This is a genomic window from Clostridium sp. LIBA-8841, assembly GCF_034439435.1.
Lineage (GTDB): Bacteria > Bacillota > Clostridia > Clostridiales > Clostridiaceae > Sarcina.
In genome coordinates, this window is record NZ_JAPCKJ010000001.1 from 718,494 (window position 1) to 731,481 (window position 12,988).

At 30.9% G+C, this 12,988-nt stretch carries 13 protein-coding genes; all 13 read right to left on the reverse strand.

Features of this window, described 5'->3' with window-relative positions; all coding sequences use genetic code 11:
- Nucleotides 1-8: 8 nt before the first annotated feature.
- Nucleotides 9-1,052 (reverse strand): 23S rRNA (adenine(2503)-C(2))-methyltransferase RlmN, encoded by a 1,044-nt coding sequence (gene rlmN / locus OIF33_RS03015; RefSeq protein ID WP_322502745.1) that lies wholly within the window; start codon nucleotides 1,050-1,052, stop codon nucleotides 9-11.
- Nucleotides 1,053-1,086: 34 nt separating this feature from the next.
- Nucleotides 1,087-2,412 carry a 16S rRNA (cytosine(967)-C(5))-methyltransferase RsmB gene (rsmB, locus tag OIF33_RS03020; protein ID WP_322502746.1) on the reverse strand — a complete coding sequence of 442 codons (1,326 nt, stop codon included), beginning with the start codon at nucleotides 2,410-2,412 and terminating at the stop codon, nucleotides 1,087-1,089.
- Nucleotides 2,413-2,422: 10 nt separating this feature from the next.
- Complete coding sequence (locus tag OIF33_RS03025; RefSeq protein ID WP_322502747.1) at nucleotides 2,423-3,118, reverse strand: zinc metallopeptidase; 696 nt, start codon at nucleotides 3,116-3,118, stop codon at nucleotides 2,423-2,425.
- Between the two features lie 17 nt (nucleotides 3,119-3,135).
- Nucleotides 3,136-4,065 carry a methionyl-tRNA formyltransferase gene (gene fmt / locus OIF33_RS03030; protein ID WP_322502748.1) on the reverse strand — a complete coding sequence of 310 codons (930 nt, stop codon included), beginning with the start codon at nucleotides 4,063-4,065 and terminating at the stop codon, nucleotides 3,136-3,138.
- 19 nt (nucleotides 4,066-4,084) lie between these two features.
- A complete protein-coding gene (def, locus tag OIF33_RS03035) occupies nucleotides 4,085-4,528 on the reverse strand; it encodes a peptide deformylase (protein WP_322502749.1) in 444 nt (147 codons plus the stop codon).
- A 14-nt stretch (nucleotides 4,529-4,542) separates the two neighbouring features.
- Complete coding sequence (gene priA / locus OIF33_RS03040; RefSeq protein WP_322502750.1) at nucleotides 4,543-6,738, reverse strand: primosomal protein N'; 2,196 nt, start codon at nucleotides 6,736-6,738, stop codon at nucleotides 4,543-4,545.
- 38 nt (nucleotides 6,739-6,776) lie between these two features.
- Nucleotides 6,777-7,964 carry a bifunctional phosphopantothenoylcysteine decarboxylase/phosphopantothenate--cysteine ligase CoaBC gene (gene coaBC / locus OIF33_RS03045; RefSeq protein ID WP_322502751.1) on the reverse strand — a complete coding sequence of 396 codons (1,188 nt, stop codon included), beginning with the start codon at nucleotides 7,962-7,964 and terminating at the stop codon, nucleotides 6,777-6,779.
- Between the two features lie 5 nt (nucleotides 7,965-7,969).
- Nucleotides 7,970-8,182, reverse strand: a complete 213-nt coding sequence (gene rpoZ, locus OIF33_RS03050) for a DNA-directed RNA polymerase subunit omega (RefSeq protein WP_322502752.1) — start codon at nucleotides 8,180-8,182, stop codon at nucleotides 7,970-7,972.
- Entirely contained in the window at nucleotides 8,163-8,813 is a 651-nt protein-coding gene (gmk, locus tag OIF33_RS03055) for a guanylate kinase (protein WP_322502753.1), read from the reverse strand. Before gmk ends, rpoZ begins: the two co-directional genes overlap by 20 nt.
- On the reverse strand, nucleotides 8,803-9,072 hold the full coding sequence (gene remA, locus OIF33_RS03060; RefSeq protein WP_003458433.1) for an extracellular matrix/biofilm regulator RemA: 270 nt from the start codon (nucleotides 9,070-9,072) through the stop codon (nucleotides 8,803-8,805). The genes gmk and remA overlap by 11 nt, the downstream gene beginning before the upstream one ends.
- Nucleotides 9,073-9,085: 13 nt before the next feature.
- Nucleotides 9,086-9,970: a YicC/YloC family endoribonuclease gene (locus OIF33_RS03065; RefSeq protein WP_322502754.1), complete on the reverse strand. Its 885-nt coding sequence runs from the start codon at nucleotides 9,968-9,970 to the stop codon at nucleotides 9,086-9,088.
- Between the two features lie 285 nt (nucleotides 9,971-10,255).
- Nucleotides 10,256-11,653: an NCS2 family permease gene (locus OIF33_RS03070; protein ID WP_322502755.1), complete on the reverse strand. Its 1,398-nt coding sequence runs from the start codon at nucleotides 11,651-11,653 to the stop codon at nucleotides 10,256-10,258.
- A gap of 256 nt (nucleotides 11,654-11,909) precedes the next feature.
- Nucleotides 11,910-12,893, reverse strand: a complete 984-nt coding sequence (locus OIF33_RS03075) for an asparaginase (RefSeq protein ID WP_322502756.1) — start codon at nucleotides 12,891-12,893, stop codon at nucleotides 11,910-11,912.
- Nucleotides 12,894-12,988: the final 95 nt, after the last annotated feature.

The window sequence follows — 12,988 nt, forward strand, 5'->3', positions numbered from 1 at the left end:
ATTTCCCCCTACAGTTTTAACCCTTTTGACTTAATATAACTTCTTCTTAATTGACCACAGGCTGCATCTATGTCTGAGCCCATCTCTCTTCTTACTGTAGCTTCTACTCCATATGTTTTAAGAGTATTTAAAAATGCTTCTATATTCTTCTTAGTAGATTTTTTAAATTCATTTTCCTTTATTTCATTTACAGGAATTAAATTCACATGACAAAGCATGCCCTTTAATAATCTACCTAAGCTTTTGGCATCTTCCTTAGTGTCATTTACTCCGCTAACTAAAGAATATTCAAAAGTTATTCTTCTTCCTGTTTTCTCAATATAATAATTACAAGAATCTAAAATCTCACTAATTGAATATTTATTAGCTATTGGCATTATTGTTCTTCTCTTTTCATCTGAAACAGCATGTAATGAAATCGCTAAAGTTACTTGCATTTCTTTATCTGCCATGTCACGAATTTTCGGCACAAGTCCACATGTAGATAATGTTATATGTCTTTGCCCTATATTTAACCCATAATCAGCATTAACAAGCTCTAAAAACTTCATAACATTATCATAGTTATCTAATGGTTCTCCACTTCCCATTAAAACTATATTAGATATTCTTTCTCCTAGAAGTTTTTGTCCAATTAAAACTTCTGATAATATTTCTCCCGCAGTTAAATTTCTTACCATACCTTCTAATGTAGATGCACAAAACTTACATCCCATTCTGCAACCAATTTGTGTGGAAACACAAATTGAATTACCGTATTTATATCTCATAATAACACATTCAATTATGTTTCCATCATTTAATCCTAAAAGGATCTTCCTAGTTCCATCTTCACTAGATGATAAAGAATCTATAACTTCAGGGATACCTATATAAAAATTCTCTGAAAGCTTGCTTATAAGAGTCTTTGAAATATTTTTCATATCTTCAAAGTTAAAAACTTCTTTTTTGTATATCCAATCAAATATTTGCTTTGCTCTAAAAGCACTTTCTCCATTTTCTTTCATCCATTCTTTTAACTCTTCTAATGTAAAATCTAAGATGTTCTTCATATAGCCTCACCTTCCATGTTCATCTTTTTGCTAATTATTTTACTTTTTTCTTAAGCTTAGCAATAAAGAAACCATCCATGTACTTATTAGGTAATATTGTAACACTTCCATTATCATTATATATTACATTATCTGCTTTACCTAAGAATACTTTTTCAAGTTCACAGTCTGAATTGTTTTCTACAAACCAATCTATAACTTCCTCATTTTCCTTTTTATTTAAAGTACAAGTAGAATAAACTAGTTCTCCACCTTCTCTTAAATAGTTCCATGCATTTTTTAAGATTTCTTTTTGAACCTTAACAACCTCTGTTAAGTCGTTATTCTTCTTATTCCACTTTATTTCTGGTTTCTTTCTTATAATTCCAAGTCCTGAGCAAGGAACATCTAATAATATTCTATTAGCCCAATTTATGTACTTAGAATTGATTCTTGTAGCATCTCCTAATTCAACTTCAACATTAGTTAAACCTAATCTATCTATATTTTCTTGTATTAATGCTAACTTATGGTCGTGAATATCAAAAGCTACTACTTTTCCTTTATTCATCATTAACTCAGCAATATGAGTAGCTTTAGTTCCTGGAGCACTACATACATCCATAACTTGCTCATTACCCTCTAAATCAAATAAAGGAGCTACTAGCATAGCACTTTCGTCTTGAACTGTTATTAATCCTTCTTGATAAAGTTTATTTTTCTCTATAGCACTACCTCTTTTAATTATGATAGCCTCCGGTGAAAATGCTCCTTCTTCTATATCATAACCTTCTTCTTCAAGTCTTTCATAAACCTCATCATAATCAGCTTTACATGTATTTACTCTAACTGTTACATATGGAACTGTGTTTAGCCCTCTAAGTATTCTTAAAGCATCCTCTTTTCCATATTGCTTTGTGAACATTTCTATCATCCATCTGTCAAAAGAAAAATCATAACATAAAGCTTCATTATTTCTTAATCCAACTTTAAAGTTTTTATTTTCATTTCTTAGATAATTTCTAAGAACTCCATTTACGAATTTAGTTAAATTTGGATCTGTTTCCTTAGTTAAGTTTACTGCCTCATTAACTATTGCATATGGAGGTACTCTATCTAAAAACTTCATTTGGTATATAGCACTTCTTAATATGTTTACTACGCTTTCATCTATTTTTCCTATATCAGCAACAAAATTTGAAAGAATTATATCTATCATCTTTTTGTACTTTATTGTTCCATAAACAACTTCTGTTATTAATCCCTTATCTTTTGGATCTATATCATTAGATGCAAATTGCTTATTTATTTCTATATTTGAATATGCTCCATTTAATAAGACATTGTCTAATATTTCTACTATTATTTTTCTTGCATTCATATTCTAACCTCTAATCATTTGAATTTCTATTGCTTATAGCTATAAGTCTTACTAATTGTAATATAGCCATAAGTGTTGCTGCTACATAAGTTAATGCGGCTGCACTTAATACTTGTCTAGCCCCTTTCACTTCATTATCATAAAGTATTCCCTGTCCTTCTAAAAGTTTTAAAGCTCTTGATGAAGCATTAAACTCTACTGGTAATGTTACTAACTGGAATAATACAACTGCTGAGAATAATATTATACCGATAGCCACCAAACTTTTATAACTAAATAATATCCCAACAAAGAATAATATCCATGATAAACTAGATGAAAAGTTAACTACAGGAACTATAGCATTTCTAAAAACTAATGCTGCATAAGATTCCTTATCCTGTATAGCGTGACCAACCTCGTGAGCAGCCACTCCTATTGATGCCACAGAAGAGCTTCCATAAACATCTGATGATAATCTTAAAACCTTAGCTCTTGGATCGTAATGGTCACTTAATCTTCCTGGTACTTGTTGAATTTCTACATCTTGAAGCCCAGCATTATTTAAAAGAATTCTAGCAACCTGCGCTCCAGTATATCCATTTGTACTTCTAACTGTACTATACTTATTAAATGTACTTGAAACCTTAAATTGGGCCCATGCAGATATTAAAATCGCTGGTATAAGAATTAAATATGTTGGATCAAAATAAAACGGATAAAACATACCATCACCTTCTAAAATTATTTTAATACTTTACCTATTTCCACTGAGTTTCCATTTATAAATTGTTCTACAAATAGTTGCTTACTATTTGGGAATTGTAATTTTTCTATTATTAATACATCTTTTCCTGTCGCTACCTTAATTCCAGTCTTATCTACAGATATAATAGTTCCTGGATCCTTATTACTGTCACCTTTTTCTACACGAGTTTGATGGACTTTCATTGTTACATCATCATATGAAGTTAAGGCTACTGGCCAAGGATTTAATCCTCTAACTAAATTATGAATTTCCTGAGCTGAAAGAGACCAATCAATCTTAGCTATTTCTTTATCAAGCATTGAAGCATAACAAGTTTCTTCCTCATTTTGCTTTTCTGGAGTTATTTCATTATTAACTATTCCCTTTATAGTTCTAACTAATAAATCTCCTCCTCTTTCCATTAAGATGTCATGTAATTCTCCTGCTGTCATGTTATCTGTAATTTCCACTTCATCCTTTAAAAGCATATCTCCAGTATCAAGTCCTACATCCATAAGCATAGTTGTATTTCCTGTTACCTTTTCTCCCTTAATTATACTCCAGTTTAAAGGTGCTGCTCCTCTAAATTTAGGAAGTAATGATGCATGTAAGTTTATACATCCAAACTTAGGAATATCTAAAACTTCCTTAGGTAATATTTGACCAAAAGCTACTACTATTATGAAATCTGGTTCCATACTTCTTAATTCTTCTATAGTTTCTGGCTCATTTTTTATTCTTAAAGGTTGGTAAACTGGTATATTATGTTCTAAAGCAACTTCCTTTACAGGAGACATCCCTAATTTCTTACCTCTTCCTTTTGGTCTATCTGGTTGAGTGAAAACAGCTTCTACTCCAAACTCTTCTATTAGACTCTTTAATGATGGAACAGCAAAATCTGGTGTTCCCATAAATACTATCTTCATGTCTTATTCCTCCTCAGTCTTAAAGTTCATGATCTATAAAAAGCACTCCATCTAAATGATCATATTCATGTTGTATAGCTCTTGCTAAGAAGCCTTCAGCGTCTAATATAAACTCTTTTCCATTAGAATCTAAAGACTTTATCTTTATTTTATTAGCTCTTTTTACTGGTTTATGTCTTCCAGGTAAGCTTAAGCATCCTTCTTCATCAGTTTGCTCTCCACTCTTTTCTAGAATTTCTGGATTGATAAACACTCTAGAACCTGCTCCATCCATAGCATCTACAACAAATACTCTTTTAAGTATTCCAACTTGTGGTGCTGCTAATCCAACGCCATTATTTTCATACATAGTTTCTATCATATCTTCTGTTAAAACTTTTATTCTATCATTAACATCATCAACTACTCTACATCTTTTTCTTAGTATTTCATCATCATTAAATCTTAGGTTTCTTATTGCCAAAATAGGTTCCTCCCTTACATTAAACTATTAGGGTTTATATCTAAACCAATCTTAATCTCATTATAAACATCTTTAGATAATTCATAAACCCCTTTTTTTATTTTGTTGCATACCTGTAAATCTAAGTTTCCTTTGATTAATATTTGCCATCTATAAACATTTTTTATTTTACTTATAGAACAAGGACATGCCTCGTATATAAATATATTATCATATTCTTTTAATATATTACGTAAATACTTCTCTAATTTTTTTGCAAAGAGCTTTATTTTTATTTCTCCTTTTGCACTTAAACTTATTAAGAATAAATCATCAAAAGGTGGATATCCCATAACTTTTCTTATATTTATTTCTCGTTTAAAGAACTCATCATAGTCATTATTTTTGGCACATGTTAAAGCATAATGTTCAGGTGAGTAACTTTGTATTATTACATCTCCTTTTTTATCACCACGCCCTGCTCTACCACTTACCTGTGTTATAAGCTGAAATGTTTTTTCACTTGACTTATAATCTGGTAAATTTAAAGACATATCTGCTGCCATAACTCCAACTAAAGTTACATCTGGGAAATCTAGTCCTTTAGCTATCATTTGAGTTCCTATTAATATATCAGCCTCTTTACTTTTAAAAGAATTATAAATTTCCTCATGAGAATTTTTCTTTCTTGTTGTATCCACATCCATTCTTAAAACTTTTGCTTCTGGAAAATAATGATGAACTGCCGCCTCTAATTTTTCTGTACCTACTCCAAAATGTTTAACATAGGTACTTCCACATTTAGGGCAAATTTTAGGCATCCTTGCTGTGTTTCCACAATAATGGCAAATTAAGTATCCATTATTATGATAAGTCATTGATATGTCACAATTGTTACATTTAAAAACAAATCCACAACTTCTACAAGAAACAAAAGATGAAAATCCTCTTCTATTTAAAAACAAAATTATTTGTTCTTTTTTCTCTAATCTATCTTTTATTTTCAAATATAAATCTCTACTAAACATAGTCTTATTGTTTGCTCTTAATTCTTCTCTCATGTCAACAATAGAAACATCAGGAAGTTCCCCATTATTAACTCTATTTTTAAGTTCAATAAGCTCATACATTCCCTTAAGAGCTTTATAATAACTAACCACACTTGGAGTCGCAGATCCTAAAACTACCTTACAATCCTTTAAGTAGCTTAAATACTCACAAACCTCTATGGTATTATATTTAGGATTCATATCTGACTTATAACTACTTTCATGCTCTTCATCAACTACTATTAAGCCTAAATCATTAAAAGGTAAAAATATAGCTGACCTCGCACCAATAACAACCTTAACCTGGTCATTTTTCACTCTATACCATTCATCATACCTCTCTCCATCTGAAAGTCTACTATGAAAGACTGCTACATCTTTTCCAAATCTTCCTTTAAATCTTTCAATCATTTGAGGAGTTAATGCTATTTCTGGTACTAAAATCAAAGAGCTTTTCTCAAAGAGAAGCATATAGCTAACTAAGTTCATATAAACTTCAGTTTTTCCACTTCCCGTGACACCTTTTAATAAAAAAATATTTTTATCACTTTCTAAAACAGTATCATATGCTTTTATCTGTTCTTCATTTAGACTTTTAGGTGGATAAGGCTTAAACTCTCTTAAGTCTTCTCTAGAAACTCTTACTTCTTCAATATAAGCACATCCTAATTCTATTAATTTATTTATCATGTATGTTGATACATTGAAAAACTTATTCCATTCTGTCTTTGTGAAACCACCACTTTTTTCCTCAATTAACTCTAAGGCTGTTCTCTGTGGTTCACTTAACTCTTCTATATATTCCTTAAATAATACAACCTGTTTTGTTTTTTCTTTATTACCACTCATTATTCTAGGTGGAATCATAACTCTTATAGCATCTATATACTTACATAAATACTTTTCTCTTAAAAAGTAAATAAGTTTTAAAGAATCTTCACTTAATAAGGGTTTTTCATCACAAACAGCATATATAGCCTTATACCTTATATTTTTATTTTCAACATTATTTAATATTTTTAAAACAAAACCTTCAATTTTTTTATTTCCATTTCCAAAAGGAATCAACACCCTATGGCCTACCTCTATCTTATGGACTAAATCTTCTTTAATCTTATATGTAAAAGGCTTATCAATTGTAACAGCCTCACTATTTACAATTACTTCAGCAAATTTCTCCAAAATAATCACCCTTGTTCATATAGAATAAAAAGGCGCAATTAGCGCCCTTTTATAATATCAAATATGTTCTTTGCAACCTCTCTTTTAGACATCTTTTCTAAAGATATCTCTTCACCAGATTTACTTATTATAGTAACCTTGTTTTCATCACTAGCAAAACCTGTTTCTGGTTTACTTATATCATTTGCAACAATATAATCTAGAGCTTTTCTCTCTAACTTACCTTTAGCATTTTCTGATACATTGCTACTTTCTGCTGCAAAGCCAACTAGGATTTGATTTTTCTTCATTTCCCCAAGAGTGTGTAGAATATCTCTATCTCTCTCAAAGACTAAATTTAAATCATCCCCTGTTTTTTTAATCTTTTCACTACTATAGTTCTTAGCTTTATAATCTGCTACAGCTGCAGATTTAATAACTATATCAGCGTCTTCAAACTCTTTTTTTATAGCATCAAACATTTCTTCATTAGTCTTAACATCAATAACCTTAACCCCATGAGGTTTTATTAAAGAAGTAGGGCCTGATATAAGAACAACTTCTGCTCCTCTATCTCTGGCTTCTTCTGCTATTGAGTATCCCATTTTTCCTGAAGATCTATTTGTTAAAATTCTTACAGGATCTATTGGCACTACAGTAGGTCCTGCAGTAACAACAACTTTCTTACCTACTAAATCACTAGTAGAATGTAACCTTCTCAATGTTTCTTCTGCAATAACTTCGGTATCTTGAAGTTTACCTTTTCCCTCATCACCACATGCTAATCTTCCACTAGCTGGTTCTACGAATTCATAGCCAAGCTCCTTAAGAAGACTTATGTTTCTTTGAACTATAGGATTCTCATACATGTTTGTATTCATTGCAGGGCAAAAAACAACTGGCGCCTTTGTTGCCATTATAGTTGTTGATAACATATCGTCAGCAATGCCATTTGCAACTTTTCCTATAATGTTTGCCGTAGCTGGTACAATAAGCATTAAATCAGCCTTCTTAGCTAATGATATATGTTGTATTTCCCAAGCCTTTGGTTCAGCAAACATGTCTGTTATAACCATGTTTTGACTTAATGATTGAAAAGATAATGGTGTTACAAACTCAGTAGCGGATTTAGTCATTATTACATGTACTTCTACATCTTTTTTTCTTAGTCTGCTTATAACATCTAAAGCTTTATAAACAGCTACTCCTCCACTTACTCCTACAACAACACATTTCTTATCCTTCATGTCTCTTATTTCTCCTCAGCGTCTTTGTAATTTACAAATCCTTGGTCGATTTCGTTTATAGCTATTGTTAATGGTTTATTTGACTCAACATCAACAAAAGTCTCTGCTCCGTCAATTATTTGTCTAGCTCTCTTTGAGCTTAATATTACTAAAGAATATCTATCTTCTACCTTTTTTAATAATTCAACGATTGATGGATTAATCATAGAGTTGTTCATGCATTTCGTCCTCCTTTGACTCTAATATATTTTCTTTTAATCTGTCTACTCTACATTTCTCTGCTAATAATATAGCCTCTATTTTTTTCACTGCATCTTCTACATTATCATTAACTACAGCATAATTGTATTTTGATACATAATTAATTTCTTTATAAGCTGACTTAAATCTAGTCATTAAGCTTTCAGGAGTTTCACTACCTCTTTTTATGATTCTTTGTTTAAGTTCTTCCATTGAAGGAGGTAATATAAATATAAATACTCCATCAGTAGCCTTTTCCTTAACCTCTAAAGCACCTTGTATATCTATTTCTAATATTACGTCTTTTCCTTCATCAAGCATTTTTTCAACGCTTGATTTAGGAGTTCCATAGTAATTTCCATAAACTTCAGCATGCTCTAAGAAATCATCTTCTGCTATTCTTTGTTTAAACTCTTCTTTTGTTAAGAAGTGATAATTTACTCCATCAACTTCTCCTACTCTAGGACTTCTAGTCGTAGCAGAAACTGATATGAATATGTCATCATGTTTTTCTAATAAAGCTTTACAAATAGTTCCTTTACCCGCACCTGAAGGACCAGAAATAACTATTAAAACGCCTCTATTGTCCTTATGTATTTTATTCATCATCTTCAACAACTACTTCTTCCTTAGTTGATAATCTGTGAGCCACTGTCTCAGGTTGAACAGCTGAAAGAATTACATGATCTGAATCTGTAATTATTACGGCTCTTGTTCTTCTACCATAAGTTGCATCTATAAGCATACCTCTATCTCTAGCTTCTTGTATGATTCTTTTTATAGGTGCTGATTCAGGACTTACTATTGCTACTAATCTATTAGCTGAAACTATGTTTCCAAAACCAATGTTAATTAACTTTATACTCATTTGCTACCTCCAATTATTCTATGTTTTGAACTTGTTCTCTAATTTTTTCAATAATATTTTTTATATCTATAACCTTATTGGTTATTTCTAAATTTGTTGACTTTGATGCTATAGTATTAGCTTCTCTGTTCATTTCTTGTACTATGAAGTCTAACTTTCTACCTATTGGCTCATCTAAAGTTAAAGTTTTTCTTAATTGATTAATATGACTTCTAAGTCTTATTATTTCTTCGTCAATTGAAGCTTTATCAGCAAAAACAGCTACTTCCATAGCTACTCTGTTTTCATCTACTGGAACTTCTCCTAATAAAGTTTTAAGTCTATCCTCTAACTTTTGCTTATAAGCACTAACAACAACATCTGCCTTATTTTCTATAAAAGCTACTATTTCTTCTATAGAGTTGCATTTAACTAATATGTCACTAGCTAATTTCTCACCTTCAACTTTTCTCATAGAAACCATATTTTCTATAGCATCGCCTAATAGTGAGTTTATTTCTTCCCATATAGCATCTAAATCTTCTGATTTTTCTTCTATAGTTATTACATCTGGGTATCTAGCCACTAGTGATAAGCTTAAATCATCTTCCATGTTAGGAAATAAAGATTTTAACTGTTCTAAAGAACCAACATAACTTTTAGCTAATTCTTCATTTAAAACAGCGCCACCTTGATTTTTAGCATAATCTTTATAATTTATAAAGATATCAACTTTTCCTCTATTAAGCTTAGAAGAAACAATATTTCTTATTTTTTCTTCTAAAGAAACCATACTTCTTGGCATTCTTATGTTCATGTCTAAATATCTATGGTTTACACTTTTCATTTCTAGAGAAAATATTCTATCTTTTCCCTCTTCACTAGTTGCTCTCCCAAAACCAGTCATACTTTTAACCATAAAGAGAGCCTCCTTGAAAATAATATAAATATACTTTAATATAAAATCCCTATAATAACAAGATATTATTTACAAATTGTTAACATTTGTTTTCACAAAAAATTTTCAATCTACTCTTCTAAATATTCTCTAGATGGAATTGCTATATATATTACTAATAAAAAAGACTTTGCTCAAAAACCTCAAATTATTTATTACAAAATAATCATCGATTTTCAGCAAAGTCTTTTAAGTGCTTAAATTAAAGAAACATGAGATTTTATTAATATATTTTATATAGTCTTATTAGCCGACCATTTGAGTTATTATAGGTAAGCAAAGTTTTATTACAAATATAACCGCTAATACCTTCATTACCATTGATAACTCTTTTTTATCTTCTTTCTTCTTAGTAAATATATTGTGTACTAAGTTTAATATTACATATGCTAAAACTCCGATTGTTAATCCATCACCTATACTATAAGTTAAAGGCATTAAAGCTATTATTAAGAAAGCTGGTACAGCCTCTGTAATATCACTAAAATCTATTTTTAACACACTAGTTAACATTAAATATCCAACATATATTAAAGCTGGTGCAGTAGCACATGATGGCACTGCTACGAATATTGGTGAGAAGAACATTGCTATAAAGAATAACGCTCCTATTGTTATAGCTGTTAATCCTGTTCTACCACCTTGCTCAACTCCAGTGGCACTTTCAACATAAACTGTTACAGTTGATGTTCCAAGTAAAGCCCCTGCAGTAGTTGCTATGGCATCTGTCATTAAAGCTCTACCTGCGTTAGGTACTCTTCCTTTTTTATCTAACATATTAGCTCTTGAAGCAACCCCAATTAAAGTTCCTACTGTGTCGAAGAAATCAACAAATAAGAATGTGAAAACTATAGTTATAAAGTTAAATATATGTTGTGGTGAAGTTAAGTATGAGAAATCAACTTTTCCAGCTATAGGTGCAATTGATTCAAACTTAAATATTCCATTTGGTAAGTATATTCCAATATTAGCTGCAGCTTCAGTATTAATTAAGGCATATCCCCAAGCTAAAAGAGTTGAAACTACTATACCAACTAACATTGATCCTTTAACTTTTTTCTTTTCTAAAATTACTATTATACAAAGACCAATCATAGCTATTAACATCTTAGGACCTACTTGTCCCATAGCAACCATTGTGTCTGGATTTCCAACTACTATTCCTGCTCCATTAAATCCTATGAAGGCTATGAATAAACCAATACCTGCTGTAACTGCATACTTTAAATTTATTGGTATGGCATCAACAACGGCTTCTCTTACTTTAAATAATGATAAAAGTATGAATATTATTCCTTCTACAAAAACAGCTGTAAGAGCTACTTCCCAAGATATTCCCATTCCTATAACTACTGAAAAAGTAAAGAATGCATTCAATCCCATCCCAGGAGCTAGTCCAAATGGTAACTTTGCATAAAGTCCCATTATTAAACATCCTATGACAGCAGATATACATGTTGCTGTTACTACTGCCCCTGCTGGCATCCCTGCCGCACTTAATATTGATGGGTTAACAGCGATTATATAAGCCATTGCTAAGAAACTTGTTGTTCCGGCTAAAATTTCTCTCTTATACTCACTTTTGTGTTCAGGTAAGACACGTAAATTTTCTTCTTCGTGTAAAACATGAATTTTATTTTCCATAAAAAACCTCCAAATTCATCTTAAGTTCATAAATATAAAAAGCTATTTTAAGCTTAGTAAACTTAAAATAGCTTTATTCTCCATGAATAATAACCTTAGAAAAGTTTACTAATAATATTTCTCTCAACTCAAAACACGAACATTTTTATCATTTATGAACGTTTTATCTGTCTACGAATGTTATTGTACACTATTCTAGATTAATATTCAACTATTATCGAATATTTTTCATAACTTTTTAATAAATTATATGTGTTTAATATCTTTCTTTCTCAAAACTATGCTTAATATATCTATAGTCCTTATTAAATCCAAGAAGAGTTAAAAGCTTTATTCTAGCCTTTTGACTTGGCATACTCTCTCCGAATATAACACCAAGTTCCTTAAGATTTTTTCCACCTCCAAGATATCCATAGCTATCACTTACTCTTCCTTCAAAACATCTTGAAGTAAGCACAACAACTATGCCCTTATCTAAAGCAGCCTTTATTGCCTCTACCATAGTTGGAGGAACATTTCCTCTTCCTAAAGCTTCTATAACTATTCCATCATATTCTCTTTCTATACAATGATATATGAAATCCCCATCCATTCCAGCAGCACATTTAATTATTGCTACCTTCTTATCAATAACCTCTAATGGTATAAAGTCCTCTTGTGGAACCTTTCTATCGAATATAACCCTATTATTATCCACTATTCCTATAGGTCCAAAGTTAGGTGTTCTAAAGGCATTTAAAGCCATTGAGTTAGCCTTAGTTACTTCTGAAGCACTATTTAATTCTCCATTAAAGCAAACTAAAACCCCTCTATTTCTTGCCTCATCTGATGCAGCCGTACATATTGCTGCTGCTAAGTTAGCAGGTCCATCATATCCTAATTCCGATCCACTTCTCATAGCTCCTGTAAATACTATTGGCTTACTTGTTTTAGTTGTTAAATTCACAAAATAAGAAGTTTCTTCTAAAGTATCTGTTCCATGAGTTACTACAACTCCATCTATATCATCTCTATCTATTAAAGCATTTATAAATTTTGATAACTCAAGCATTATTTCTGGAGTAACATGTGGACTTGGTAATGAAGAAAAACTATGTGACTCTATTGTTGCAAAGCTTTCTATTCCTGTTACCATAGCCATTATTTCCTCTCCTGTTAGGCTTGGAACTGCCGCCTTTATTCTATCATCAACTTTCATTGATATTGTTCCACCGTTAAAAATTACAGCTATTTTCTTCATGAGTACCTCCGAATTTCTTTTTTATTTGATTAAACATCATTCGTCCTATTGCTTATTATACTTAAATTAATATTTTTCTTCAATGATTATGAAAT